Genomic DNA, 24,135 nt, shown 5'->3' with positions numbered 1-24,135 from the left:
GAGCAGCTCGCTCACGTGACGGAACCGTCCTGGAACTCCAGCGAAGAGACCCCTCGCACACCCGACAGAGCCCGCTTATCCTTGCTGCCTTCCGGCCCTGGGGAGGTTCACAGGATGACGCCGTGCGAGGGGTCCGGTGACAGTCTAGCCGTGCCCGGCAGTGCTCGTGGCCGCCACCGCGCGAACACCGAGACCGATTCGTGGTCATCGTCGTGGTCTTCACAGCCCCCGAAGTCCGGTAAGCTTCTCGGCGGAGGATTCGCCTAGTTGGCCTAGGGCGCACGCTTGGAAAGCGTGTTGGGGGCAACCCCTCAGGAGTTCGAATCTCCTATCCTCCGCCACGGCTGAACAGCCAAAACGCAGAAGCCCGTTCCATCGCGGAACGGGCTTCAGTGCGTCCGGGTCTCAGTTTGGGTCTCAGTCGGCCTGATCGGTGGGGTTCTCGGCCCCGTCCGCCGAGGCGTCATCGACCTTCCAGAGCAGCCCGCCCACTTGATCGGCAACGGTCTGCCGCATGGTGTCGGTCACGTGCTGGTATCGCCCCGTCATGCCGACGCTGCTCCCACTCGGCCCGGGTGATTTCATACTCGACTTCGCCGTGCTCGGAGCCCTCGATCGCCTCTGGCCAGTCCCCAGTAAAGCTCCGGACGAATGACAGGCCGGCCTTTTCCATCACACGCCGGGATCGCGTGTTGACGGTCATGGTGTTCGCGGTCACTCGTTCCACTTCAAGGTCCGTGAATCCCTTCCGGATCAGGGCTCGCGCCCCCTCCGTGGCATAGCCGGCGCCCCAGGCGGCCTTGTTCAGCCGGTAGCCGAGTTCGACCACGGCGGGGCTGTGGTCGGCCACAGGCCGGAACTCGAACCAACCCAGAAAGGTCTTGGTGGTCTTCTGCTCCGCAGCCCAGTAGCCGCGGTTGCCGAAGCATGGGTAGTCGTGGAGGAGTCGCGGCAAGGTCAGTGCCTGGATCACCTCGCGGCTCGTGGGCCGGCCGCCGTTGATGAAGCGCATGACGTCGGGGTCGTTGTCCAGTGCGAGCAGGTGGTCTGCGTCGGCCTCAGTGAACTCGCGGAGCACGAGCCGGTTGGTCTCCAGGAAGATACACATGCCGGAATCTTCACCACCGGCGGCCGGGTTCGCCACGGGATATCGGGTCGGTGAGGAGTGACGGTCTTCATCCGGCGAGAGTTTCCGGGCGTTCGGCCAGGTGACCGCGCTCCAAGCGGGAATCCCGTCCGAGTCCCGAATGGTCCAAGACCATGGTGTCGCCCGGGACACCGCCAGGCAGGCGGTCGGGCCGCGCGTGCGGGCCGGCCCTTTTGGTGTTCCGCCGTAGCTGCTAATGGTGGCCGGAAGGCAGGTCCGGAGGCATGGGCCGCCACTGGACGACGTACGGCAGGCCCGAGTGGTCCGGGGGGCGGGGTTCGGGGCCGAAGCCGCTCGAGAACGGAGCGGTCAGCGCGCACGAGGGGCTCAGCCCGAGGCCCATGCCCGTGCCGGCCGCCAGGGCCAGCACCAGACCGGCGACGAGCGGGCCCTGGGATGTGACCTTGGCCCGTATCCACCTGCCCGTAGGCATGATCGGGCCGCTCCGCACGAAGAAGGCGGGAGGCGGCACCTGATAGGGGAGCGGCTCCTCGTGCACCGTACGCAAGGTCGCCTCCATATCACTGTAAGTGGTCACCTGATCGCCACGATAACCAGCCGTAGACCCGCGGCCCGGTATCCCGCGCCCTGGTCGGGCCGATCACGGCACTCCGTTGGCCCGCAGCGGTGACAGCCTTGAAGAAGAGCCATGTCGCCTCCGGGAGGTGCCGTGACCTGCCACTCTGTACGGGACACGCATGATCGTTTCTCTCCGGGGAACTAGCGGGTTCATAAATGACCCTGAAAACCTAAGAAAAGGGAAAACGGGCCAATGGATTTCCGTGACGATGTCGACCTTGATTCCTCGCAGGTCGAGAACCGTGGTGGCGGTGGCGGGCTTCGCGGTGGCGGGCTGGCCATCGGCGGAGGCGCGGCGGGCATCATCGCCCTTATCGCCGCCCTGATCTTCGGAATCAACCCCGGTGACATCACCGGCGGGGGTGACACGACGGGTGTCCAGCCGACCTCTGACGCCTCCCAGGAATGCAAGAAGGGCTCCGACGCCGACAAGTCGGAAGACTGCCGCGTCGTGGGCGTGGTGAACAGCATCCAGGCCTATTGGACGGACGCCTTCGACAAGGCGGGCAACGGCCAGTACACCAAGGCGAAGACCGTGCTGTTCTCCCAGGCGGTGAACACCGGGTGCGGCCAGGCCACGTCGGAGGTCGGGCCGTTCTACTGCCCGAGCGACAAGCTCGTCTACCTGGACCTGACCTTCTTCGACGAGCTGCAGAGCAAGTTCGGCGCGAAGGGCGGCCCGTTCGCCCAGGCGTACGTCATCGCCCACGAGTACGGCCACCACGTGCAGGACCTCCTGGGGACCATGGACAAGGTCGGCGGCAACAGCCAGGGCGCCGACAGCGCCTCGGTGCGGCTGGAGCTCCAGGCGGACTGTTACGCGGGGGTCTGGGCCAAGAACGCCGTGGACACCGGCTTCTACGAGAAGCCCTTCACCGACACCGACATCCAGGAGGCGCTCGACGCCGCGGCCGCCGTCGGAGACGACCGGATCCAGCAGAAGGCCCAGGGCCGGGTCGATCCGGAAGGCTTCACGCATGGCACGTCGCAGCAGCGCACGAAGTGGTTCAGCACCGGATACAAGTCCGGTGATCCCGGGCGGTGCGACACCTTCTCGGGCAGCATCTGAGCCGCTCGGCACCTCATCGCCGAGTCGCTGAAGCAGGGAAAGGTCGAAAACTCTCTTAAACTGAATAGGTGATCTTCAAGTCAGTCGGTGACAACCGCCCTTACCCCGAGCATGGCCTGTCGCATCGTGAATGGGCGCGCATACCGCCCCGGCAGGTCAGGCTCGACTCATTGATCACCACGAAGGCGGTGCTCGACCTGCATTCCCTGCTCGCCAAGGACTCGACGTTCTACGGCGATCTTTTCCCTCATGTCGTGCAGTGGCGTGGCGAGTTCTATCTTGAGGACGGGTTGCACCGCGCGCTGCGCGCGGCGCTGCACCAGCGCTCGGTGCTCCACGCGCGGGTGCTCGATGTGGACGCTCCCACGGCCGCCCCATCCGAATGATCCGCATACCGCACGTCATCCGCCGGCGTCATAGGTAAAACAGTTCCCTTGCCGGCCATCCCGCGGGCTCCGGGTTCCTAAGCTGCGACAGTCGCGAGGGGCGACACGGCTCAGGCCGCTGGAACGCAACGTCGGACGGTGACCCAATGCGAGATGTCACACACCTCGTGGCGCAGGTCCGTGAAGAGCTCGCCGGAGAGCTGCGCGAACGGCTGCGCGTACGCCTCCACGAGCAACCCACGGACTGGCTGGTCGAGCAGTTGATGGCGTTGGTCCTGCGGCCGGACGAGATCACGTACTCCATCCCCAGGCAGGTGCCGCGGGGCCCTTCGGCCGAGGAAGGCGCGTACGCCCGTCCGGTCCGGGAGAGCGACGGCGAGCACGGCGAGCACGAGGCCACGGCGGAGGACGCCGGCTACGACCAGGCTGCGAACGGTCAGGTCCCTCAGCAGGAGGAGAGCGACCGTGCCGCCAGGGCCGCCCGCATCCGCCGGCTCGCCCTCGACCACACCTCCCTGCCGGGCTACGTCGAGCGCTACCGGGCGCTGACCCGCGAGGTCCTGGAGGGCGAGGGCCACCTTCTCGATCCGCCGCACAAGGGCGGCCCGCTCATCTCCCCCGAGCACCGCGCGCCCAGCGGGGAGGCGCTGCTGACCGAGTCGAAGGATCTCCTGCACGCGCTGCTGTTCGGCGGCGCCGAGGACGGCGTGTGGCTCGATCGCGTGGAGCGCGAGCTGCTCACCCTGACGATTCCCAAGGCCAAGGCGCATGCCATCGGGTCCATCATGCGCACCGCCACGGAGACCGGCGCGGAGGGCGCCTGGCACGATCCCCAGCGCGTAGCCGCCGACGAGCGCGCCGCGAACACGATCCTCCAGATCGAGTACGGCGAGGTGGGCGGCGAGCTAGTCGGCCGCGCCATCACGGCTGCCCTGCGGCTGATCAACAATCTGGAGATCAACGAACAGGTGCTCTACGGCCGCATGGAGAACGTCGAGGAGACCACCCTCGACCCCTGAGAGGGAGACTTCCGGGGCGGGACGGTGATTGCACGCCCGCCCGCGACGGTCGCCCCGAGAGGAGGTCCTCGCGGGGCGACGGAGAAGTGGCCAGGAGCGGGGCCGCTTCTAGTGGTGCCTGATGATGTGCCCCATCCTGTGGGTCTTCTTGTGGGCGTGCGCCTTCTTGTGCAGGCCGCTGGCGTGCTTCTTCTTGTGCTTGGTGCTGTGCTTCTTGTGGTGCGTGACGCGCTTCTTCTTGTGGTGGGCCTGCCTGGTGGCACACCGCTTGCCCTTACAGGAGCTGTGGTCGGTGGTCGGAGAGGCCACAGAGGCGCCTGCCACGGTGGACGCGCTGGCGGAGGTCACCGCCACCGTCCCCGGGATGACAAGGACGGAAGCCACAAGGAATCCGGTGGCGAGAGCTTTTCTGAGCATAGGAGATCACTTCCGTTAATAGAGGTGGTCTGAGGCCCGGGCGACAACCCGGGCATGCGGAGCTTCGTATTGGTTTCCTCGGGATATCCCAAAACGTCGCGAGAAACTACATATCTCACCGTAACCGGACGAAATCCAGCGAGCATCCCGTAAGAGGCAAAGGCTTGGTTTCGGACATTCGGCGCATCTCTGAATCCGATTCGGGCGCTTTCACGGCCACGAGACGGCAGTGGGAGGCTTCCGATTCACCGGTGTACCAAGGAAATCCGGGAAGCTTTCCGCCCCTGCGGGCCCCCGCCCCCGCATCCGTACGGCCCGGCCTCGGGGCTCGGGCCGAGGGCTTATTCGGTTGACGGCTTGTGCTGAGGGCCGAAAGCCTGAACAAGTGTTGATACGACGTGAACTTCCAGCAGATATCCCGAGCATCCGCGAGGTGCACACCGCAGCCTTCGCCACCAGCCAAGCCCCCACGGAGAGCGTTCAGGCGTCCGTGGAGAGCATTCAGGGGTCCGTGGAGGCCCGCCTGGTCGACGCGTTGCGGGCCTGCGACGCCTGGATCCCCGAGCTGTCCCTGGTGGCCACCTCGGGCGACGGATCCGTCGTGGGACACGTGGTCTGCAGCCGGGCTTCCGTGGGTGCCGTCCCCGTGCTCGGGCTCGGTCCGCTCGGCGTGCTTCCCGCCTTCCAGCGCCGGGGAGTCGGTCACGCGCTCATGCACGCCGTGCTCGGGGCCGCGGACGCGCTCGGCGAACCCCTTGTCGTGCTGCTCGGCCACAGCGACTACTACCCGCTGTTCGGTTTCCGCCTGGCCGAGGAGTACGGAATCACGCCGCCGGTCCCGGGATGGGCGCCGAACTTCCAGGCCCGCACTCTGAGCACCTATACCCCCGCCATATGCGGCGAATTCACGTATGCACCGCCATTTGACGACGTATAGCCATAAATCACGGCACGGCCCGGCGGGCACCATCAAGGAAGTCCAAGGAACATAACCCGGCTTATCGCATTATGTCCGGAATGTGCAGCACGAGGCGTCGCCCCCTCGGGACCCGACAACCCAGCTCCCACCACGACGGCCCCGACGGCCCCGATTAAGTCTTTTGTCGGCGACAGCCCGTACCCATGCCAGGTGGTGACACGCGAAGGGCCCCCAGCCGGTGGTGCGGGCTGGGGGCCCTTCGTGGTGGCGGTGGAGGTGGGATTTGAACCCACGGATGGGTTGCCCCATCACACGCTTTCGAGGCGTGCGCCCTCGGCCACTAGGCGACTCCACCGCCGAGCAGCCTACCGGATCCGAGACCCTGCTCGCGCGTCGCAACCGTCCGTCATGCGAAGAAAGGGGGCATTCATCGGCGTCGGTCCGCGAAGAAGTCTCTGAGCACGGCCGAACACTCCTCCGCGAGGACGCCCAGGATCACCTCGGGACGGTGGTTCAGCCGCCGGTCGCGGACGACGTCCCAGAGCGAGCCGGCCGCGCCCGCCTTCTCGTCCACAGCGCCGTAGACGACCCTGTCGACCCGCGCGAGCACCGCGGCCCCCGCGCACATCGTGCACGGCTCCAGGGTGACCACCAGCGTGCAGCCGGCCAGGCGCCATTCCCCGCGTACGCGGGCGGCCTCGCGCAGCGCCAGGATCTCCGCGTGGGCCGTGGGATCGGCGCTCGCCTCACGATCGTTGCCGGCCGCCGCCAGCACCTCGCCAGAGGGCCCGAGGACGACCGCGCCGACCGGCACCTCGCCCCGCTCGCCCGCCCTCACGGCCTGCGCCAGCGCGAGCCGCATGGGTTCCTCGAAGCCGGGCCCGCTCACGTACGCGATCTCGCGCTAGTGCAGCCGGTCGAGCTCGTCGGCGAAGGAGAGCTTCTCGGCGATCACCGACAGGGTGTCGGCGGGGAGGACGCCCTCCTCCATGCTGAGCTCCAGCAGCTCCTCGGCGCTCACCCCGAGGTCGTTCAGCAGCTCGAAGTCACCGGCGGGCCGGACGCCGAGGTCGGCCTCCTTGTCGGGCACCAGCACCCCCGCGAGCTCGCTGAAGAGCTCTCCGAGGGCGTCGCTCGCCGCGGAGTGGACGTCTGAGACGAACGCCCGGGGCTCGGCGTCGCCGTCATAACGGACGAGGGCGAACCACTCGTCCTCCACCTCGACGCAGAGCAGGGCGAGCTCGTCGCCCTGCAGGCCGAGGGCATCCTGCACGGCGTCACCGAGGTCGTCGGCGATCTCGGCGCTCGTGAGGTCGACCTCCGAGCCGCTCCACCCCTGGGGCGTGCGGACGAAGGCGGCGGCGAACATGGCGCTGTGAGTTGGTCTCGAGGGCATGATCGGGGCTCCCGAGGTCAGCCGAGGGCTGAGTCGACGGCACGTTCAAACGGCTGGGAGAACCCGAGCCGCGCGGCGATGCTGGAAAGCACCTCATCAGGCAGCAGTTCGAGATCACCGGAGAGGGCGCCGAGCTCCATCTCGTCGAGCCCGAGGTCGGAGAAGATGGACAGGTCTCCTGCCGGGAGGACCATGTCGAGCTCCTCCTCTTCTGGCACGGGGACATCGAGCAACTCGAGGATCTGCTGGGCCAGGGGCCAGTCCCACGATGCCGTGATGTCGGAAAGAAAGACGTCGACGCGCTCGCCAAACACCCGTAATGCCACGAAGAAGTCATCCCCCACGGCGACCAGGCCAATCGTGGTGCCCATGCTCGGCTGCTGACGCAGGGAGTGGATCAACCCGTGCAGGTCCGCTGTGAGACCCACGGGCAGCATCTCGGCTTCCCACTGGTCGTCCTCGCGGTAGACCACGATGGCGAAGTCAAGAGCATCTACGTCTGTCATCTTCACCCCACCGACGCGGTTCTTACAGTTGGCAATGCTCGCAGAATCACTCAGTCCCCGTACGCCCCTCGGGCAAATTGTGATCAAAAACGGGTGTGCCCGGCCAGCTTAGGGTGTGATGGCCGATACCGCCCCACTCGTACCATTTACCCGGTCTCAGGAGATACCTTTGGCAGCCATGAAGACCCTCGTCGTCGACCACCCGCTCGTCGCCCACAAGCTGACCACGCTGCGGGATGTGCGCACGGACTCCCCGACGTTCCGCAGGCTCGCGGACGAACTCGTCACCCTGCTGGCGTACGAGGCGACTCGCGACGTGCGGGTCACCGAGGCGACGGTCGAAACCCCCGTCGCCCCCGCCCACGGGGTACGGCTGGCGCGCCCCGCACCCCTGGTCGTGCCGATCCTCCGCGCGGGCCTCGGCATGCTCGACGGCATGACCCGCCTGCTGCCCACCGCCGAGGTCGGCTTCCTCGGCATGATCCGCGACGAGGGCACCCTCAAGGCACAGACCTACGCGACCCGGCTTCCGGAAGATCTCTCCGGCCGCCAGTGCTATGTGCTCGACCCCATGCTCGCGACCGGCGGCACCCTCGCGGCGGCGATCGAGCTGCTGTTCGAGCGCGGCGCCGAGGACGTCACGGCCATCTGCCTCCTGGCCGCCCCGGAAGGCCTGGCCTACATGGAGAAGGTCTTCGCCGACTCCCTCCGGCCGCTGCGCGTGGTCACGGCCGCGCTGGACGAGCGGCTCAACGAGAACGGGTACATCGTGCCCGGCCTCGGCGACGCCGGCGACCGCCTCTACGGCGTCGTCTGATTCCTTTCCCTTCTTTTCCTCAGGTTGACGATCGTCTCGTTACATAATGTGTTTCGGTGGGTACACAGAGTGATGACGATGTCACTGTGTTCCGGTCCCTCAGGCCGTGAACGCACACCTGGGAGAGCTATGGACCAGCTGCCGGATATTGACGCCTATACACAGGTCGAGACCGTGCTTAAGGTCGAGTTCGCCGGGGTTCATCCCGCCGCGACGGTGACGCGCTGCATCGAAGCGGCTCACCACGGTGCGATGGAAGTCACTGGTTACGCGTACCCCAGCTTGGTCGAGCGAATCGCTCGCAAGCACCTCCAGGTGCTGGCAGTGGTCGCCGGCGAGCAGGGGTGACGCAGGTCACATCCAGACCCCTAAAGACTATGGGGTGCGGATGCGCTTTACCCGGCCATGCGGCTGGGTAATGTATACGGTGGGTGCAGTGGGTGAGTGGTTAACGGAGGCGGCAGTGCAGGTCAAGAAGGTTCTAACGTACGCAGCCATCGCGTTTGTGGCTTTCTACCTGTTCACCAGACCGGCTGACGCGGCAAGCGCGGTCAAGGGAGCAATGGACACTGTGGTGAATGCCGCGGATTCGCTGGCTCTATTCTTCACGAAGCTGACATGAGACTTGTGACCCACGGGGACTCTGCTCCGTCGTCGGTCAATCGTTACCTTCTCCCCCACGAACACCAGGTCATCATGGTGCGGCGCCACCCGGCCGTCCTGTTACGCCCGGTCGCCGAGGTCTTCGGCGGCCTGGTGCTGGCGGGGCTGCTGAGCAAGTGGCTCGGTGCGAACCAGGGGTCGCAGGCGTTGGTCATCGTCTGGTGGGCCTGGCTTCTGTTACTGATCCGCTTCGTGTGGAAGGTGGCGGAGTGGTCGGTCGACTACTTCGTGGTGACGTCCAAGCGCATGCTGCTGACCACCGGGCTGATCACTCGCCGGGTGGCGATGATGCCACTCGGCAAGGTGACCGACATGAGCTTCCAGCGCTCACTGCTCGGCCGCATGCTGGGGTACGGCGAGTTCGTCCTGGAGTCGGCGGGTCAAGATCAGGCCCTGTCGACGGTCCCCTTCATTCCGTATCCGGAGACCCTGTACCTCGAGGTCTGCCAGATGCTCTTTCCCAGTTCTGACGACGATGATTAGTCCGCTTTCGTCCTGAATCCCGAGGGGTGAGACAGACTTCCCCTCGGGATTCTTGACGTGGGTATACCCGATTCGGCTGCTTCGTGCCATCATGGCGGAACCATTGACCATACCCCCGCCCTAAGAGATCACATGCCGAGTCAGGGAACCATCGGTGACCGCGTCCGCGGGCTGCGTCTGAGCAGGAGAATGTCTCAGGCCCAGCTGGCTGGACCCGACCTCTCCGACAGTTATGTCTCTCTCATCGAGTCCGGCAAGCGCACTCCGACGCCGGTGGTCGCCCGCCTGCTCGCGGAACGCCTAGGATGCACCACCGAGTTTCTCCTCCACGGGATCGAGCCGCGCCAGCGCATCGACACCGAGCTCGGGTTGCGTCACGCTGAGCTGGAGCTTTACCACGGGGACGCGGCCATCGCCGCGGACCGTTTCGGCGACATCGTCAAGGCCGCGGGCGAGGACAACGCGCTCCTCGCCGCGCATGCCCGCCTCGGGCGTGCGCGTGCTCTGGAGGCCCAGGGTCGCATCGGGCGCGCGGTCGAGGCGTACGAGCGCCTGCGCCGCGAGGCCGCCGCGCACCCCGAGCGCCTGGCCGACGTGCCGCTCACCGTGGCGCTGTGCCGGTGCTACCAGCGCGCCGGCGATGTCATGCGTGCCCGCGATCTGGGTACCAAGGCGCTGGACCAGGTGACACAACTGTCACTTTTCCACGGGGAGGTCGCCGTCGACCTCGCCGCGGCGCTGGCCGACGCCGAGATCGGGCTGCCGTACGTCGAGCAGGTGCTCGCCGAGACCGGCGTGCCCGTCCCGGCCGACCGTACGACGGAGATCCTCTCGCTCTGGCAGGCCAGTGTCTCGGCCGCCGAGGGCGAGGATTCGGCGCTCGCGGTGCAGTTCGCCGATGACGCCCTCTCCGCGGGCCGGCCCGCGAGGATCGCCGCCCAGATGGCCCGCATCGCCATGCGCTGGGCGGAGATCTCCGCGTCCCGCGCCACTGGCGGCCTGGACCAGGTCGACGAGCTCGTCTCCCGCGCCACCCAGGTCTTCTCCGTACTCCCGGCCGAGTCCGTCGAGCACTCGCGGAGCCTGATCGCGCTGGCACGCGTCCAGCTCAGGTCAGGCGACGCCCGTCGCGCGGAGGACCTCGCCTCGAAGGCCCTGGAGCTGCTGTCCGGCGCTCCCGGAACCCTCGCGGCGTCCGGGCACCTGGTGCTGGCCGAGGCCGCTTTGGCACGGTCCGACGGCGCTCTCAAGACGCATCTGGAGCGCGCCGGAGCCCTGCTGTCGGCTGCGCCGGCCGCGGGAACGGTCCGCGACCGGGAGATCGCGGGCGTCTGGCGCGAGCTGGGCGACCTGTGGGGCAAGGCCGGTAACCGGGAGCAGCAGACGGGCGCGTATCGTAGGGCACTCGAAGCGGTCGGAGTCAGGTCGACCGTCGCCGGTGCCGTGACGTCCGCGGTTTTCGCACGGTAGGCCTCCCCGCCGGAGCTCCGGATTTGGCGCGGAGACACCGGAATAATTAAGGTCGACCAATCATTGACTCGTAGGATGATTGGTTTCCCGGAGGAGGCAGACTGTGAGTCTGCGTACGGCGCAGCGGGCTTCCCTCGTCGACCAGGTGATCGAGCAGCTCAAGGACCAGATCACCTCCGGATCCTGGCACCTGCATGCCAAGATCCCTACGGAGACGGTGCTCGCTGAGCAGCTCGGCGTCGGTCGTAACACCGTGCGCGAGGCGGTCCGCGCCCTCACCCACGCGGGCCTGCTGGAGTGCCGCCAGGGCGACGGCACGTACGTGCGCGCCACCAGCGAGCTCTCCGGAGCCATGGCCAGGCGCCTGCGTGCGGCCGAACACCTGGAGATCCTCGAGGTGCGCCGGGCGCTGGAGGTCGAGGCCGCCAAGCTCGCGGCCGTCCGGCGCACCGAGGGGGACATCGAGCTGATCGAGGCGGCGCTCGCCCGCCGGGAGCAGGCGTGGGTGGAGGCCGAGGTCGACGCCTTCGTGGAGGCCGACCTGGCCTTCCACATCGCGGTCGTCGAGGCCACGCACAACCGCGTGCTCATCGAGCTCTACAAGGACTTCTCGGCCGCCCTGCGCGCGAGCATCGCCGCCGCGGGCGCGCCGCTGGAGAACGGCCACATCCCCCACGACTCCATCGCCCGTGCGATCGCCTCCGGCGACGCGGCCGCCGCCGAGCGCGCCGGCCACGCCTGCATGGAGCACATCGCGATCGCGCTCACCGACACCCCCGCGCTCCTCGACTGACCGCGCGCCTCAGGCCAGGCGCAGGGACATCACCAGATAGCGGAACGCAGGGTCGTCCTCGTCGTCGGTGATCAGCACGGGACGGGTCGGCGACGCCATGTTGATGCGGGCCGTCTCGCTCTCGACGCCGGCGAGGCCTTCGAGCAGGTAGTGCGGCTGGAAGGCGATCTGGATGTCGTCGCCCTCCAGCTCGGCCTCGACGGCTTCCGCGCCACGGCCGATGTCACCGCCGCCCGCCTGGACCAGCACCTGGCCCTGTGTGAACGACAGCCGGATCGCGGTGTTGCGCTCGGCGACCAGCGCCACGCGCTTGATGGCCTCGATGAACGGGCCGACCTTGACCCCCGCCCTGATCGACCAGTCGTCGGTCAGGCGCGCGCGGTAGTCGATGAACTGGTCGTCCAGCAGGCGCACCGTCGTGACGCGGCCGGCGCACTCGAAACCGGCGATGCCGTCGCCGAACCCGATCGACACCTCGCCCGCGCGCAGCGAGCGCCCCACCTCGACCATCACCCTCGCGGGGACCATCACGGCGGCCGTGTGCCCCTGCCTCTCGGGGTGCCACAGGAAGTCACGCGCCGCGATGCGGTAGCGGTCGGTGGCGGCCATGGCGACGTTGACGCCGTCGATGTCGACGCGGATGCCCGTGAGCATGGGAAGCGTGTCGTCGCGGCTCGCGGCGACGGCCACCTGGCCGACCGCCGAGGCGAAGACGCCCCCGCCCACCGCGCCTGCCTTCGCGGGCATGGCGGGAAGGGTCGGGAAGTCCTCCACCGGCATCGTGAGCAGGCCGAACTCGGCTCCGCCGCAGGTCAGCACCGCCTCGGACCCTGAGGTGACGATCTGGACAGGCTCGGCGGGCAGGCTCTTGGTGATCTCGGCGAGCACCCGGCCCGGGATCAGCACCTTGCCCGGCTCGGCGACGTCGGCCTCGATCGAGGCGCGCGCGGACACGTCGTAGTCGAACGCCGAGAGCGAGAGGCCGTCGTCGAGCGCCTCCAGCAGGATGCCGGACAGCACCGGCAAGGCGGGACGGCCCGGCAGCGTGCGGGCGGTCCACGCCACCGCGTCGGCGAGGATATCGCGGTTCACCTGGAACTTCACCCTGATCCATCCCCTTCGAAACGTCTCGTTCCCAAGAAAGGTAGCGCCTGGGACGGACATTTGGCGGCCAGGTGAACGCCTCCCTGGTCAGCTCCGGGTGCCGTTGAGGTAGGTGAGCACCGCCAGCACGCGGCGGTTGTCGTCGTCGGAGACGGCGAGGTCGAGCTTGGCGAAGATGTTCGCGGTGTGCTTGCCCACCGCGCTCTCGCTCAGGAACAGCCGCTGGGCGATGGCGGCGTTCGAGCGGCCCTCGGCCATCAGCTCCAGCACCTCCCGCTCGCGCGGGGTGAGCCTGCCCAGCGGCTCGTGGCGGGCGTTGCTGGCCAGCAGCTTGGCGATGACGTCGGGGTCCATGGCGGTGCCACCGGACGCGACCCGGCGCACCGCGTCGATGAACTGCCCGGAGTTGAAGACGCGGTCCTTGAGCAGGTAGCCCACGCCCCCCGTGCCGTCGGCGAGCAGCTCCCTGGCGTACAGCTGCTCCACGTGCTGGGACAGGACCAGCACCGGCAGCCCGGGGATCGCCCTGCGGGCCGCGAGCGCCGCCTGGAGCCCCTCGTCGGTGAACGTGGGCGGCAGCCGTACGTCGACCACCGCCACCTCGGGACGCTCGTCCAGCAGGGCTCTGAGCAGCTCGGGCCCCGACTCGACCGCCGCGACGATCTCGAACCCGTGCGCCTGGAGCAGGTGCACCAGGCCGTCACGCAGCAGATAGAGATCCTCTGCCAGGACTACTCTCACGCGTCGTCTCGTTCCTTCGCCTGCTGGGCGGCTTTGGCCGCGAACCAGACCATACCGGCGCCAAGAGCGATCATGCCGATGATGACCGGCCACTGGAGCGGCTCGGGCATGTAGAGCGCGAGGAACCAGCTCCGCTCGTCCGCCCCGAAGATCTTCATGAACATCGCCACCAGGCCCTGGGGGAACAGCGGCAGCCAGAACAGCCCCCAGCAGACGCTCATCAGCTTCTGCTTCCACGCGGGCAGTGTGGACCCGCAGGCCTCCGCGGGGAACGCGCGCGGAAGCTCCACGGTGGCCACGGTCGGTCCCCCCGGAGGGCTGTTCAGCGCGAGGACGCCGTCGAACGCGGACAGCCGCCGCTCGATGCCGCGCAGGCCGCTGCCCCGCGAGGGATCGGCTCCCCCGTGGCCGTCGTCGGTGACGGTGACGCGCAGGGCCGAGCGGCGGTGGCTGATGTCGATCGCGACGTTCCTGGCGTCGCCGTGCCTGCTGGCGTTCGCGAGCAGCTCGCTGATGACGAAGTAGGCGGCCGACTCGACCGGCGCCTCGGGGCGTAAGGGCAGCTCGACGCCGACCGTGACCTTGAGCGGGCTGTCGAGGGCGAGAGCCCGTACGGCGTCGCCCAGGCCGCGCTCGGCGAGAACCGGCGGGTGGATGCCGCGTACGAGCTGGCGCAGCTCGATCAGCGAGGCCGCCGAGGCCTCCCTCACCTTGGCGATGAGCGCCTTGGCCGCCTTCGGGTCAGAGTCCATGAGCTCCTCGGCCGCGCCGAGGGTCATGCCGATGGCCACCAGGCGCGCCTGGGCGCCGTCGTGCAGGTCGCGCTCGATGCGCCGGAGCTCGGCGGCCTGCGAGTCGACCACCTCGGTGTGCACCTGCGTGAGGTGCCGCACCTCGTTGGCCAGGCGGGCCTTGTGGGTGGGGGCCAGCAGCAGGCGTGTCCACAGGCCGTGGACACGGGCGATCCTCGGGGCCACGAGCACCCCCGCGACGACGAGGACGACCCCGGCGAGCACCTCCACCGGCTGCCCCACCCGCGCGAGGACGAGGCCGTACCCCACCATGAGCAGCGGCGAGATGGCCAGCAGGCCGCCGATCAGCGGCTCGGCGAGCAGCCAGGCGAAGTCGCGCCAGGTGGCGGGGTCCTTGATCATCCAGTTCCAGGTCCTGTTGAAGGACGGGACCAGGGACGTGCGGTAGAGCTGCCGGCCCTCGCGGTACCAGCCGTCCCGCTGGGGCTGGGGCGGGGGCGGCGCGGCGCGGTAGGGGGCGGCGATCTCCACTCCCGACCACGCGCGGGCGACCGCGCGTGCCTGGCCCGCGCGGCCGCGGACCATGCGCACCGTGACCGGGAACAGGAAGACCATCCCGAGCCCGAAGCACAGCACGAACACCACCGCGCTGATCGCGAGCATGACCATGTTCGTGACGGCCAGCGTGAACAGCACGAGACCGCGACCGAAGCCGACCACCGTCCTGAGAACCATGCGCCCCAGTCTGGTTCACCGGGCCAGTAGTTCGAAGTAGCCGTGGACACCCTATTCAGGTGTACCTAAGTACACCCCCGTTCGGGCCGCAGGCGCATTCCGGCGGCAGGCCGCGATTCCTAGCGTCGATGGCATGGAAATCATCGAGATCACCAAGCTGCGCAAGCTGTACGGCAAGCAGGTGGCGGTCGACGACGTGTCGTTCGCCGTGGAGGAAGGCGAGATCTTCGGCGTGGTCGGCCGGAACGGCGCGGGGAAGACCACGACGGTCGAGTGCGTCTCGGGGCTCCGCACGCCCGACGGCGGCACGATCAGGGTCACGGGTCTCGATCCGCGCCGCGACCGCGACGAGCTGCGGCAACGGGTCGGCGTGCAGCTCCAGGACTGCTCGCTGCCGGACAAGCTCAGGGTGTGGGAGGCGCTCGACCTCTACGCCTCCTTCTACGCCAGGCCCGCGGACTGGAGGGGGCTGATGCAGGAGGTCGGCCTCGGCCAGAAGCGGGACACGGCGTTCGCCAAGCTCTCCGGCGGGCAGCGGCAACGGCTCTCGATCGCCCTGGCCCTGGTCGGCGCCCCGCGCGTGGCGATCCTGGACGAGCTCACGACGGGCCTCGACCCGCAGGCGAGGCGGGAGACCTGGGACCTCATCGAGCAGGTCAGGTCCCGTGGCGTCACGATCGTCCTGGTCACCCACTTCATGGAGGAGGCCGAACGGCTCTGCGACCGGGTCGCCGTGATCGACGGGGGCCGGGTGGCGGCCGTCGACTCCCCCGCGGGGCTGATCGCGCGGGTGGACGGCGGGCAGCGGGTGAGCTTCCGCGGCCCGCCCGGCGCCGACAGCATCCTCAGGTCGGTCCCCGAGGTGTCCGGTGTCACCAGGGACGGCGAGAACGTCACGGTCACCGGATCGGAGAACCTCCTCCTCGCCGTGACCACGGCCCTCGCGGCCGGCCAGATCGTCCCCACCGGGCTCCGGACGGAGCGCGCCACGCTGGACGACGCCTTCCTCGCCCTCACCGGCCGCCCGGCCACCGACGCGTCCTAGGAGACCCTCATGCCGACCACCGCCCCGCCGCTCATGAACACCCGCAGCCTGCGCAAGCTCGCCCTCACGGAGACGAAGCTCTACCTGCGAGAACCTCTCACCGCCTTCTTCGCGCTGCTGCTGCCCCTCACGCTGCTGCTCGTGCTCGGCAGCGCGATCCCCGGCTTCCGCGACCCCGACCCCGCGCTCGGCGGTGAGCGGGTGGTGGACACCCAGCTGCCCGCCATGATGATCCTGCTGTCGGTGGTGACCTCGGCCTTCAGCGTGATCCCGACGGTGCTCGCGGTGTACAGGGAGCGCGGGGTCCTGCGCCGCCTTTCCATCACGCCGGCCTCCCCCGGCTCGCTGCTGGCGGCACAGCTGCTGCTCAACCTGGTGACGACGGTTCTGGCGACCCTGCTGATGATCCTTTTCGGGCACCTGGTCCTCGGCACGCACGTGCCCGCGCGGCTCCCGTGGTTCGTCCTGGTCTTCCTGCTCGGGCTCTGCGCCATGTTCACCCTCGGCCTGTCCATCGCGGCCGTGGTCCCGAACAGCCGGGCCGCCGGCGGGATCGGGGCGATCGTGATGTTCCCCCTGCTTTTCCTCGCAGGGATGTGGCTACCCCGCGAGCTGATGCCCGAGCTCCTGCGGAGGCTCAGCGACTTCACCCCGACGGGCGCGTTCGGCCAGGCCCTGCGCGACACCTGGGCCGGCGCGTCTCCCCAGGTGCTTCACCTCGGCGTCCTCGCCGTGTGGACGCTGGCGTCCGGCCTGTTCGCGGCGCGGGCGTTCCGCTGGGAGTGACCCTCACCGGGGGTACGGCCCGCGCGGGGCGGCCGTACCCCCATTTAATTTGACCGATCGTTCCTGATACGGTGCAGGCATGGCGAGGACCAAGGAGTTCGATCCGGAGGCGGCGCTCCAGGCGGCGCTGGAGCTGTTCTGGGAGCGGGGGTACGAGGCGACCTCCATGGCCGATCTCGTGGAGCGCCTGCGGGTCGGCCGGGCCAGCCTGTACGCCACCTTCGGCGGCAAGCACGACCTCTACATGAAAGCGCTGGCCCGCTACATCGAGACGCGCAGGCCCTCGCCCATCGAGATCCTCTCCCAGCCGGGCCCCGCGCTGCCCGCCGTACGGGCGCTGGTGGAGTTCTACGCGGCCGACTCGATCGAGGACGTGCGGCGACGGGGGTGCATGATGGTCAACGCGGCCGCCGAGATGCTTCCCGGGGACGGCGAGGTCGCGCGCGTCCTCGACGCCAACTGGGCGGGGCTGGAGGGCGCGCTCACCTCGACGCTGATGCGGGCGCGCGCCGAGGGCGAGCTGCCCGCCGGCAGGGACCCGAGGGCGCTGGCACGGTTCCTGCTGGTGTTCCTGCAGGGTCTGCGGCTGATGAGCAAGGGCTCCCCCGACCCGGCACGCCTCCGCGACGCCGCCGCCCAGGCCCTCTCGGTACTCGACTGACCCACTTGCCCGGCCTTCCTGTACGTGCCGACGCATGCCCCCTATTTGGAATGAACGGTCTAGATATCTTTAAGGAGAAGCAATGAAATTTCAGGACAAGGTAGTGCTGGTGACTGGAGGCGGGAGCGGCATAGGCCGGGCGGTGGCGCTCGGCTTCGCCCAGGAGGGTGCCACGGTCGTGGTCGCCGCCCGCCGCCGGGAGCCGCTCGACCAGACCGTCAAGCTCATCGAGGCCGCGCAGGGCCGTGCTACCGCGCTGACTGCGGACGTGACCCGCCCGGCCGAGGTCGCCGGTCTCGTCTCCGAGATCGTGCGGCGGCACGGCCGGCTCGACATCGCGGTCAACAACGCCGGGGTGTTCACTATGGGGCAGGTGGCCGACATCGACGAGGCCGACTGGTCGCACACGCTCGACGTCAACGTGACCGGCGTCTTCCTGTCGATGAAGCACGAGATCGCCGCCATGCGCGAGGGCGGCGGCGGGGTGATCGTCAACGTCGCCTCGCAGATCGGCGCCCACAAGAGGATCCCCGGGCTCGGCGCGTACGCCGCGTCCAAGGCGGCGGTGGCCGCGCTGACCCGCACCGCCGCACTGGAGTACATCCGCGAGGGCATCCGGATCAACGCGGTGAGCCCTGGCCCGCACGACACCCCGATGTCCATGCGCCCCGGCGAGACCCTGTCCGACCGCGACGACCGCATGAAGGCGCAGCTCCCCATCGGACGGGTCGGCACGCTGGAGGAGATCACCGCCAGCGTCCTCTGGCTGGCGTCGGACGACGCGGGCTTCGCGGTGGGCCACGACCTGGTCGTCGACGGAGGCTCGACCGCGTGACGCGTCGCGGCCTGAAAGCCTCCGCTTACCTGGGACGTAATCGCGGCTGGTGACCCGAGCGAATAGCCTCGCACCATGACGACCACGGCGCTCTCCCAGCGGCCCATAGGCGAGCTCCTGCGCCAGTGGCGCGAGCATCGCAGGCTCAGCCAGCTCGACCTGGCCATCCAGGCCGACATCTCGACCCGCCACCTGAGCTTCCTTGAGACCGGGCGGTCGAACCCGAGCCGCGAGATGGTCCTCCACCTGTCGGAGGAGCTCGACCTGTCGCTGCGCGAGCGCAACCGCCTGCTCCTCGCCGCCGGGTTCGCTCCCGTGTTCTCGGAGACCACACTGGACGCGCCCCAGATGACGGCCGTGCGCAAGGCTCTGAGGCAGATACTCACCGGTCACGAGCCCTATCCCGCGGTCGTGGTGGACGGGCGCTGGAACCTCGTCGACGCCAACGCGAGCCTTTCGCTGTTCACCCGGCTCGTGTCGCCCGACCTGCTGGCGGCCCCCGCCAACGTGCTGCGGGCCAGCCTGCACCCCGAGGGCATGGCGCCCCACATCGTCAACCTCGGCGAGTGGCGGGGTCACCTGCTCGGACGGCTGCGGCGCCAGATAGCGCTCACCGCCGATCCACAGCTTGAGGCCCTCCACGAGGAGCTCCGCTCCTACCCCTGCGACCAACCGGAGCCGGAGGTGGAGATGCCGGGCCCCGGTGAGATCGTGGTACCGCTACGCCTCCGCCACGAAGGTCACGAGCTCGCGTTCTTCAGCACGATCGCGGCCTTCGGCACTCCGCTGGACATCACCATCGCCGAGCTGGCCATCGAGTCCTTCTTCCCCGCCGACCACCTGACCGCGGAGATCCTCAGGTCGACTGCGCCGCAGCCCCTGGCATGAGCGTCTTCCGATCGGAACAACGGCGATAGCGGCCGTTGTGAAAGCCTTGATGTCATGATCACACTGGTCCATGTCAGCGATGTCCATCTCGACGGCTCCGCGCGGAGCACCGAGCGCGTCGAGCGGGTCGTACGCCATATCTCCGGCCTTCCCGGGCCGATCGACGCCGTGCTGGTGACCGGTGACATCGCCGACCACGGGACCGCGGAGGAGTACGAGACCGCCCGCGATCTGCTGCGGTTCCCGTACCCGACGATCATCTGTCCCGGGAACCACGACAGCAGGCCGGAGTTCCGCAAGGTGCTGCTCGGCGAGGCCGGCTCGGGTGCGCCCGTCAACCAGGTGCTGCGGCTGGGCGACGCCACGATCGCCCTGTGCGACTCCAGCATCCCGGGCCGCGACGACGGTTACCTCGACGACGAGACCCTGCGATGGCTCGCCGAGGTGCTGGAGTCCTCCGGCGCGCCGGTCCTCGTCGGCATGCACCACCAGCCGGTGCCGGTCGGCATCCCCTACGTCGACGAGATCGCGCTCAAGGAGCCCGAGCGCCTGGAGGAGGTGCTCCACGCACATCCCCAGGTCGTGGGCCTCCTGGTCGGGCACGTGCACACCGCCGCCGCGACGACCTTCGCCGGCCTCCCGGTGTACGTCGCGCCGGGCGTGGCCTCGACGGCCCTGCTCCCGCAGGAGTCCACGGCATGGCCCCCGATCGACTTCGACCTGCCCCCGGGATTCGCCCTGCACGTACTGGCCGACGGCCGCCTGACCTCCCACGCCCGCGTGGTGCTCTGACCGTCAGTGCCCCTGTAGGAACCGCACTTGCGTGAGCACATGTTGCTGCGGAAACACCGGAATCCGCGCTTGATGCGCGCTGAGTGTCCGGCTCTGGATGAGCAGCGGCTCAGATCTGAGTGCAGTCGCTGGACACGTAGCGTCACGGTCCTCCGGCAGCCTCGCCATCCGACCATGGCTAGTCAGGAGGACCCCGACCATGTTCATGGCGTGGTTGTCCTTCTGTATGAACCCAAGCGCCACGTGATCGGGACGCCCCATCTGCGTGCGTTTCGAGCCAGCGTCGTGGGACTAACGCCAGCTTCGTGGGCAAGATCACGAACGGTTCGGCCATTGACGACATGCTCGCGGGTGAACCACTCTCGGGACAAGAAGTAGCGGCGGGACATGTCCGACATCGCAGAGCGTCATCAAAGGTCATGATCACGCGGATTTGCCGTCAGGTACGGTTCCAGCCGGACAAACCGTGTCCGTCAGTCTTGTTACCAGGGTGTTCGGCTGGTGAGAAGATCGGGGGTGCTCCGAATGGCAAACGCAGTACTCGCAAGATTCCCGGAACCGCTGCACGCACTTGCGCTGAAGCACCGTGAACTGCTGAAGTTCGCGGTGGTGGGTGGAACAGCGTTCTTAATGGACAACACGGTGTTCTATGGGCTGAAGCTGACCATTTTGGAGCCGAAGCCGGTGACCGCGAAGGTCATCGCGGTGCTCGTGGCGACGATCGTGTCCTACGTGTTGAATCGCGAATGGTCGTTCCGGACCAGGGGCGGCCGCGAGCGCCGTCACGAGGCGGCGCTGTTCTTCCTGGTCAGTGGCGTCGGTCTGGTGCTCAGCTCCGCGCCGCTATGGATCTCCCGGTACGCATTCCGCCTGGAAACCCCGGACGTGAGCCTGGTGACCCAGGAGATCGCCGACTTCGTGAGCGCGCAGATCATCGGCACGCTGATCGCCATGGTCTTCCGCTTCTGGGCGCTCCGGAAGTGGGTCTTCCCCGACGAGAAGGCCCAGTCCGGCCGCGTGCGGCTGGCTCCCACTCCCGATCCCACGGACGAGGCGGCTTGATGGCAGCGAATCCGGAAGCCGTTTCAGCGATTGGACTGGTTCATGCCGCTGCTGCGCCCCACGGGCTTGGCCCTGCGGATGACCGCCGAACAACATATCCGGAGCGTACGGATCTACGGCACGTCCCACTCCACGGATCACAAAAGTCCCGTAAGTCCGACATCACGGAACGTTATCAAAGCTCATGATCACGCGGATTTGCTCGGACAGTGCTCATGATCAGCCGCACTTGCTCACGGAATCGCGGATCCTACAGGGGGCGGCTCAGTGCGGAGCCATGTCCACGAAGCGGCTGTAGTGGCCCTGGAAGGCGACCGTCACCGTGGCGGTCGGGCCGTTACGGTGCTTGGCCACGATGAGGTCGGCCTCGCCCGCCCGGGGTGACTCGCGCTCGTAGGCGTCCTCCCTGTGGAGGAGGATCACAACGTCGGCATCCTGCTCAATGGAATTATGCAGGCTTATCCCATTGGCAATGAAGTTGTGGGTGCCCAAAACGGTGGCATCGTAGACCGGTTGTTCTCCGATGCTCTCCACAGAGGCGATCTCATCCCAGAAAATGTCATTCGTGGCGAGCATTTCGAGGTCGGAATCGTCGAGAATCGTCGCTATCTTACTCAACCTCGTACGGCTGGGAGCATGCTTCCAAAGCGTCGTTCCACAGAACTGGGTTCCGAGGGCGGCAGCGAATTCCCGGTGGGTCATCGCGCGCTCCATCAGAGCCTGCCTCACACGGTCCCACACGTCCCTCGGCACCGTGTCCAGGTTCGTGTTGCCCTTGATACCTCTCAGACGCTCAGCACATGTCGTCGCCGCCGCCCCACGCGCACCGTGCACTCCGATTTCATCGAAGAAACGCACTTGATTCTCCGCCCCGCAGATGTGGAGCTGATAGCCCGGCCGATGGGCACCCTTACGGTGTGTCTCTATTCGCGTCATGACGTTGAAGCGCAGCAGAAGGGCCGCCACGTCGTCGATGAGACGTCGGCTCGTAGAAGCGTAGTAAACGCGTGCCTGACCAGCCGACTCATCCCACCATACGCAACCATCCGTGGCCCATAGATGCCGTAGGAAGAGAGCGATCTGTTTCTTGGGGAGAGACAATAGCTCCGCCGGAACGAACTTCTCATGGCTGCGCAGTCCGAAGAGCCCAAGGTCGTCGAGCCAGGCGGCTATCGGATTGCGTTTGCCATGCGTCAAGCGGTACGGAGCCGGAAGCCGCAGCGATGTGCATCGTGCGGCCTCGTGATTGTCACGCACTCCGTTTATGCCGAACCTGCGGCGTGCCGCCGCGGAAACGGCTTCGAGGTTCTCTTCGTCAGTGCTGGCGTAACGGACAGGCTGCCGCCGCAAGAAGGAACCATCACCTATCAGATGGGCAAGAAGGATCAACTCGTCCGGCTCCCACTCCCGGGCATCTAGAGGGGGCGGGACGTGGCGAGGCACGGCGACTCTTGTACCAGGATGCAAATCACCCAGCGGGCGCCACCCGTCGTACGTGAGGAAGGGGTGGTTCGCCGTCGCCTCGACCTCGCGGCCTGACCTCAACCGGACCCGGAATGCTTCTTTCACCCCGCTACGGAATGCGTGGGTCATGGTGCGAGGAACCAGCTTGAGTCTCTCATCTAGCGACCACACGGGAATGTCACGTGCGCCGGACTCCAGCAACTCGCCGAGAGAGATCTCGGCCCCGGTGTCAGCCCGCATGATGCGCGTTCCGGCGGTCAGGCAACCGGACTCGCGCAGGTCGGACACCTGGGGGCGCTTGTCGGTGCGTTGCTCGGGGCCGCGGTTGAGCTGGGAGATCGCGATGACGGGCACCTCCAGCTCCTTGGCGAGGAGCTTGAGGGCACGGGATATCTCGGACACCTCCTGCTGACGGCTCTCGGTCTTCTTCGGGGAGCTCATCAGCTGGAGGTAGTCGACGATGACGAAGCGCAGGTCGTGACGCTGCTTGAGGCGGCGGCACTTGGCGCGGATCTCCATCATCGACATGTTGGGCGAGTCGTCGATGAACAGCGGGGCCTCGGCGACCTCGCTCATGCGGCGCGCGAGGCGGGTCCAGTCGTCGTCGCTCATCGTGCCGGATCGCATCGTGTGCAGGGCCACCCGCGCCTCGGCCGACAGCAGGCGCATCGTGATCTCATTGCGGGACATTTCCAGAGAGAACACGACGGTCGCCATATGGTGCTTGATAGCAGCAGATCTGGCGAAATCCAGTCCCAGCGTCGACTTGCCAATGGCGGGGCGGGCGGCTACGACGATCATCTGGCCGGGGTGGAGGCCGTTCATGAGGGCGTCCAGGTCCTGGAAGCCGGTCGGGACGCCGACCATCTGGCCGCTCCGGCTGCCGATGGCCTCGATCTCGTCGAGCGCGCCCGGCATGATCTCGGACAGCGGGCGGTAGTCCTCGCTGGTGCGGCGCTCGGTGACCGCGTAGATCTCGGCCTGGGCCCGGTCGACCAGCTCGTCGACCTCTTCGTTCTGCCCGCCGTACCCGTAGGAGACGATGCGGGTGCCGGCCTCGATGAGCCGCCGCAGGATCGCCTGCTCCCGAACGATCTTGGCGTAGTAGCCGGCGTTCGCCGCCGTGGGGACCACGGCGGTCAGGGTGTGGACGTACGCGCCGCCGCCTACGCGCGCGATCTCACCGCGCTTGGACAGCTCGCCGAAGATCGTCACCGCGTCCGCCGGCTCGCCCCGCCCGTACAGATCGAGGATGGCGTCGTAGATGATCTGGTGCGCGGGCCGGTAGAAGTCGTCGGAGCGGAGCACCTCGACCACGTCGGCGATGGCGTCCTTGGACAGCAGCATGCCGCCCAGCACCGACTGCTCGGCCTCGATGTTGCTGGGGGGTGTGCGCTCGAAGGGTGCGTCGAAGGCGGGGACCACTTCACTGCTCATCCGGCCGCCTCCTTCTTACTCCCGTGCCACCCCCGCAGTAGCCGGGGTGACAGTTTCGCCGGTTCTGAACGAACCGGCAACGCGTCCTGTCGACAAGCCTGTGGATAACGTGTGCAGTTCTCGTCACGAGATGTGGGCACGCTGGGGACAACCCTGTGGATAACCGATG

Annotated in this window: 27 protein-coding genes, 2 tRNA genes and 1 other RNA gene; 18 read left to right on the top strand and 12 right to left on the bottom strand. The window is 67.8% G+C overall.

Annotation, left to right across the window (positions count from 1 at the left end):
- Window positions 1-41: 41 nt before the first annotated feature.
- Window positions 42-137, bottom strand: an RNA gene (gene ffs / locus OG589_RS36765) — signal recognition particle sRNA small type.
- A 115-nt stretch (window positions 138-252) separates the two neighbouring features.
- Here ffs and OG589_RS36760 point away from each other — a divergent pair.
- Window positions 253-341: transfer RNA gene (locus OG589_RS36760), tRNA-Ser, on the top strand.
- A gap of 122 nt (window positions 342-463) precedes the next feature.
- On the opposite strand, the gene OG589_RS36755 is transcribed toward OG589_RS36760, so the two are convergent.
- Both OG589_RS36755 and OG589_RS36750 read right to left on the bottom strand, forming a co-directional pair.
- Window positions 464-1,144, bottom strand: coding sequence for a GNAT family N-acetyltransferase (locus tag OG589_RS36755; RefSeq protein WP_405142936.1), 681 nt, complete (start codon window positions 1,142-1,144; stop codon window positions 464-466).
- A 196-nt stretch (window positions 1,145-1,340) separates the two neighbouring features.
- A complete protein-coding gene (locus tag OG589_RS36750; RefSeq protein ID WP_405142935.1) occupies window positions 1,341-1,655 on the bottom strand; it encodes a hypothetical protein in 315 nt (104 codons plus the stop codon).
- A 264-nt stretch (window positions 1,656-1,919) separates the two neighbouring features.
- Between OG589_RS36750 and OG589_RS36745 the strand changes: the two genes are divergently transcribed.
- The 3 genes from OG589_RS36745 (at window position 1,920) to OG589_RS36735 (ending at window position 4,200) form a co-directional block, all read left to right on the top strand.
- Entirely contained in the window at window positions 1,920-2,795 is an 876-nt protein-coding gene (locus tag OG589_RS36745; RefSeq protein ID WP_405142934.1) for a neutral zinc metallopeptidase, read from the top strand.
- Between the two features lie 68 nt (window positions 2,796-2,863).
- A complete protein-coding gene (locus tag OG589_RS36740; RefSeq protein ID WP_405142932.1) occupies window positions 2,864-3,181 on the top strand; it encodes a type II toxin-antitoxin system VapB family antitoxin in 318 nt (105 codons plus the stop codon).
- A gap of 146 nt (window positions 3,182-3,327) precedes the next feature.
- The gene (locus tag OG589_RS36735; RefSeq protein WP_405142931.1) at window positions 3,328-4,200 is read left to right on the top strand and encodes a hypothetical protein; all 873 of its coding nucleotides are present in this window, start codon (window positions 3,328-3,330) and stop codon (window positions 4,198-4,200) included.
- A 108-nt stretch (window positions 4,201-4,308) separates the two neighbouring features.
- Here OG589_RS36735 and OG589_RS36730 read toward each other — a convergent pair whose 3' ends face one another.
- Window positions 4,309-4,584, bottom strand: a complete 276-nt coding sequence (locus tag OG589_RS36730; protein WP_405142929.1) for a hypothetical protein — start codon at window positions 4,582-4,584, stop codon at window positions 4,309-4,311.
- A 466-nt stretch (window positions 4,585-5,050) separates the two neighbouring features.
- On the opposite strand from OG589_RS36730, the gene OG589_RS36725 reads away from it, so the two are divergent.
- Window positions 5,051-5,554 carry a GNAT family N-acetyltransferase gene (locus tag OG589_RS36725; protein ID WP_405142928.1) on the top strand — a complete coding sequence of 168 codons (504 nt, stop codon included), beginning with the start codon at window positions 5,051-5,053 and terminating at the stop codon, window positions 5,552-5,554.
- A 247-nt stretch (window positions 5,555-5,801) separates the two neighbouring features.
- Here OG589_RS36725 and OG589_RS36720 read toward each other — a convergent pair.
- The 4 genes from OG589_RS36720 to OG589_RS36705 all read right to left on the bottom strand — a co-directional run bounded on the left by OG589_RS36720 (window position 5,802) and on the right by OG589_RS36705 (window position 7,438).
- Window positions 5,802-5,891 (bottom strand) — tRNA-Ser (locus OG589_RS36720).
- 72 nt (window positions 5,892-5,963) lie between these two features.
- Window positions 5,964-6,398 (bottom strand): tRNA adenosine(34) deaminase TadA, encoded by a 435-nt coding sequence (gene tadA, locus OG589_RS36715; protein WP_405152203.1) that lies wholly within the window; start codon window positions 6,396-6,398, stop codon window positions 5,964-5,966.
- 42 nt (window positions 6,399-6,440) lie between these two features.
- Entirely contained in the window at window positions 6,441-6,932 is a 492-nt protein-coding gene (locus OG589_RS36710; protein WP_405142927.1) for a tRNA adenosine deaminase-associated protein, read from the bottom strand.
- A 17-nt stretch (window positions 6,933-6,949) separates the two neighbouring features.
- Window positions 6,950-7,438: a tRNA adenosine deaminase-associated protein gene (locus OG589_RS36705; protein WP_363914120.1), complete on the bottom strand. Its 489-nt coding sequence runs from the start codon at window positions 7,436-7,438 to the stop codon at window positions 6,950-6,952.
- Between the two features lie 178 nt (window positions 7,439-7,616).
- On the opposite strand from OG589_RS36705, the gene upp reads away from it, so the two are divergent.
- From upp to OG589_RS36675, 6 genes are all read left to right on the top strand, one after another.
- A complete protein-coding gene (gene upp, locus OG589_RS36700) occupies window positions 7,617-8,255 on the top strand; it encodes a uracil phosphoribosyltransferase (RefSeq protein WP_405142925.1) in 639 nt (212 codons plus the stop codon).
- Window positions 8,256-8,384: 129 nt separating this feature from the next.
- Window positions 8,385-8,603: a three-helix bundle dimerization domain-containing protein gene (locus tag OG589_RS36695; protein WP_358551441.1), complete on the top strand. Its 219-nt coding sequence runs from the start codon at window positions 8,385-8,387 to the stop codon at window positions 8,601-8,603.
- A gap of 88 nt (window positions 8,604-8,691) precedes the next feature.
- Window positions 8,692-8,877 (top strand): hypothetical protein, encoded by a 186-nt coding sequence (locus OG589_RS36690; RefSeq protein ID WP_363757878.1) that lies wholly within the window; start codon window positions 8,692-8,694, stop codon window positions 8,875-8,877.
- On the top strand, window positions 8,874-9,401 hold the full coding sequence (locus OG589_RS36685) for a PH domain-containing protein (protein WP_405142923.1): 528 nt from the start codon (window positions 8,874-8,876) through the stop codon (window positions 9,399-9,401). The genes OG589_RS36690 and OG589_RS36685 overlap by 4 nt, the downstream gene beginning before the upstream one ends.
- Before the next feature lie 132 nt (window positions 9,402-9,533).
- Complete coding sequence (locus OG589_RS36680; RefSeq protein WP_405142922.1) at window positions 9,534-10,871, top strand: helix-turn-helix domain-containing protein; 1,338 nt, start codon at window positions 9,534-9,536, stop codon at window positions 10,869-10,871.
- A gap of 103 nt (window positions 10,872-10,974) precedes the next feature.
- On the top strand, window positions 10,975-11,664 hold the full coding sequence (locus tag OG589_RS36675) for a FadR/GntR family transcriptional regulator (protein WP_405142921.1): 690 nt from the start codon (window positions 10,975-10,977) through the stop codon (window positions 11,662-11,664).
- Between the two features lie 9 nt (window positions 11,665-11,673).
- Here OG589_RS36675 and dnaN read toward each other — a convergent pair whose 3' ends face one another.
- The 3 genes from dnaN to OG589_RS36660 all read right to left on the bottom strand — a co-directional run bounded on the left by dnaN (window position 11,674) and on the right by OG589_RS36660 (window position 14,996).
- Window positions 11,674-12,768 (bottom strand): DNA polymerase III subunit beta, encoded by a 1,095-nt coding sequence (gene dnaN / locus OG589_RS36670; RefSeq protein WP_405142920.1) that lies wholly within the window; start codon window positions 12,766-12,768, stop codon window positions 11,674-11,676.
- An 87-nt stretch (window positions 12,769-12,855) separates the two neighbouring features.
- Window positions 12,856-13,509: a LuxR C-terminal-related transcriptional regulator gene (locus tag OG589_RS36665; protein ID WP_405142919.1), complete on the bottom strand. Its 654-nt coding sequence runs from the start codon at window positions 13,507-13,509 to the stop codon at window positions 12,856-12,858.
- On the bottom strand, window positions 13,506-14,996 hold the full coding sequence (locus OG589_RS36660) for a sensor histidine kinase (protein WP_405142918.1): 1,491 nt from the start codon (window positions 14,994-14,996) through the stop codon (window positions 13,506-13,508). The genes OG589_RS36665 and OG589_RS36660 overlap by 4 nt, the downstream gene beginning before the upstream one ends.
- Before the next feature lie 133 nt (window positions 14,997-15,129).
- Between OG589_RS36660 and OG589_RS36655 the strand changes: the two genes are divergently transcribed.
- The 7 genes from OG589_RS36655 to OG589_RS36625 all read left to right on the top strand — a co-directional run bounded on the left by OG589_RS36655 (window position 15,130) and on the right by OG589_RS36625 (window position 21,065).
- Window positions 15,130-16,041: an ABC transporter ATP-binding protein gene (locus OG589_RS36655; RefSeq protein ID WP_405142916.1), complete on the top strand. Its 912-nt coding sequence runs from the start codon at window positions 15,130-15,132 to the stop codon at window positions 16,039-16,041.
- A gap of 9 nt (window positions 16,042-16,050) precedes the next feature.
- Window positions 16,051-16,827: an ABC transporter permease gene (locus OG589_RS36650; protein WP_405142914.1), complete on the top strand. Its 777-nt coding sequence runs from the start codon at window positions 16,051-16,053 to the stop codon at window positions 16,825-16,827.
- 79 nt (window positions 16,828-16,906) lie between these two features.
- On the top strand, window positions 16,907-17,488 hold the full coding sequence (locus tag OG589_RS36645) for a TetR/AcrR family transcriptional regulator (protein ID WP_405142913.1): 582 nt from the start codon (window positions 16,907-16,909) through the stop codon (window positions 17,486-17,488).
- Between the two features lie 82 nt (window positions 17,489-17,570).
- Window positions 17,571-18,323: an SDR family NAD(P)-dependent oxidoreductase gene (locus tag OG589_RS36640; protein WP_405142911.1), complete on the top strand. Its 753-nt coding sequence runs from the start codon at window positions 17,571-17,573 to the stop codon at window positions 18,321-18,323.
- Window positions 18,324-18,398: 75 nt separating this feature from the next.
- Window positions 18,399-19,211 carry a helix-turn-helix domain-containing protein gene (locus OG589_RS36635; protein WP_405142910.1) on the top strand — a complete coding sequence of 271 codons (813 nt, stop codon included), beginning with the start codon at window positions 18,399-18,401 and terminating at the stop codon, window positions 19,209-19,211.
- 54 nt (window positions 19,212-19,265) lie between these two features.
- Window positions 19,266-20,003, top strand: coding sequence for a phosphodiesterase (locus OG589_RS36630; RefSeq protein WP_405142909.1), 738 nt, complete (start codon window positions 19,266-19,268; stop codon window positions 20,001-20,003).
- 525 nt (window positions 20,004-20,528) lie between these two features.
- The gene (locus tag OG589_RS36625) at window positions 20,529-21,065 is read left to right on the top strand and encodes a GtrA family protein (protein WP_405142907.1); all 537 of its coding nucleotides are present in this window, start codon (window positions 20,529-20,531) and stop codon (window positions 21,063-21,065) included.
- A 264-nt stretch (window positions 21,066-21,329) separates the two neighbouring features.
- On the opposite strand, the gene OG589_RS36620 is transcribed toward OG589_RS36625, so the two are convergent.
- Window positions 21,330-23,966, bottom strand: coding sequence for a replicative DNA helicase (locus tag OG589_RS36620; RefSeq protein WP_405142905.1), 2,637 nt, complete (start codon window positions 23,964-23,966; stop codon window positions 21,330-21,332).
- Between the last annotated feature and the right edge of the window lie 169 nt (window positions 23,967-24,135).

Origin of the sequence: Sphaerisporangium sp. NBC_01403, assembly GCF_045040145.1 — a bacterium.
Classification (GTDB): Bacteria; Actinomycetota; Actinomycetes; order Streptosporangiales; family Streptosporangiaceae; genus Sphaerisporangium; species Sphaerisporangium viridialbum.
Note: the sequence above shows the minus strand (reverse complement) of the source record. Positions and strands in the feature narration are given on the sequence as shown.

Bases quoted from the DNA above. Each gene is read 5' to 3' on its own strand.
- OG589_RS36745 (WP_405142934.1), top strand. From the start codon at position 1,920: ATGGATTTCCGTGACGATGTCGACCTTGATTCCTCGCAGGTCGAGAAC.
- OG589_RS36735 (WP_405142931.1), top strand. From the start codon at position 3,328: ATGCGAGATGTCACACACCTCGTGGCGCAGGTCCGTGAAGAGCTCGCC.
- tadA (WP_405152203.1), bottom strand. From the start codon at position 6,398: ATGCGGCTCGCGCTGGCGCAGGCCGTGAGGGCGGGCGAGCGGGGCGAG.
- OG589_RS36710 (WP_405142927.1), bottom strand. From the start codon at position 6,932: ATGCCCTCGAGACCAACTCACAGCGCCATGTTCGCCGCCGCCTTCGTC.
- OG589_RS36705 (WP_363914120.1), bottom strand. From the start codon at position 7,438: ATGACAGACGTAGATGCTCTTGACTTCGCCATCGTGGTCTACCGCGAG.
- upp (WP_405142925.1), top strand. From the start codon at position 7,617: ATGAAGACCCTCGTCGTCGACCACCCGCTCGTCGCCCACAAGCTGACC.
- OG589_RS36695 (WP_358551441.1), top strand. From the start codon at position 8,385: ATGGACCAGCTGCCGGATATTGACGCCTATACACAGGTCGAGACCGTG.
- OG589_RS36685 (WP_405142923.1), top strand. From the start codon at position 8,874: ATGAGACTTGTGACCCACGGGGACTCTGCTCCGTCGTCGGTCAATCGT.
- OG589_RS36680 (WP_405142922.1), top strand. From the start codon at position 9,534: ATGCCGAGTCAGGGAACCATCGGTGACCGCGTCCGCGGGCTGCGTCTG.
- OG589_RS36660 (WP_405142918.1), bottom strand. From the start codon at position 14,996: ATGGTTCTCAGGACGGTGGTCGGCTTCGGTCGCGGTCTCGTGCTGTTC.
- OG589_RS36655 (WP_405142916.1), top strand. From the start codon at position 15,130: ATGGAAATCATCGAGATCACCAAGCTGCGCAAGCTGTACGGCAAGCAG.
- OG589_RS36650 (WP_405142914.1), top strand. From the start codon at position 16,051: ATGCCGACCACCGCCCCGCCGCTCATGAACACCCGCAGCCTGCGCAAG.
- OG589_RS36645 (WP_405142913.1), top strand. From the start codon at position 16,907: ATGGCGAGGACCAAGGAGTTCGATCCGGAGGCGGCGCTCCAGGCGGCG.
- OG589_RS36640 (WP_405142911.1), top strand. From the start codon at position 17,571: ATGAAATTTCAGGACAAGGTAGTGCTGGTGACTGGAGGCGGGAGCGGC.
- OG589_RS36635 (WP_405142910.1), top strand. From the start codon at position 18,399: ATGACGACCACGGCGCTCTCCCAGCGGCCCATAGGCGAGCTCCTGCGC.
- OG589_RS36630 (WP_405142909.1), top strand. From the start codon at position 19,266: ATGATCACACTGGTCCATGTCAGCGATGTCCATCTCGACGGCTCCGCG.
- OG589_RS36625 (WP_405142907.1), top strand. From the start codon at position 20,529: ATGGCAAACGCAGTACTCGCAAGATTCCCGGAACCGCTGCACGCACTT.
- OG589_RS36620 (WP_405142905.1), bottom strand. From the start codon at position 23,966: ATGAGCAGTGAAGTGGTCCCCGCCTTCGACGCACCCTTCGAGCGCACA.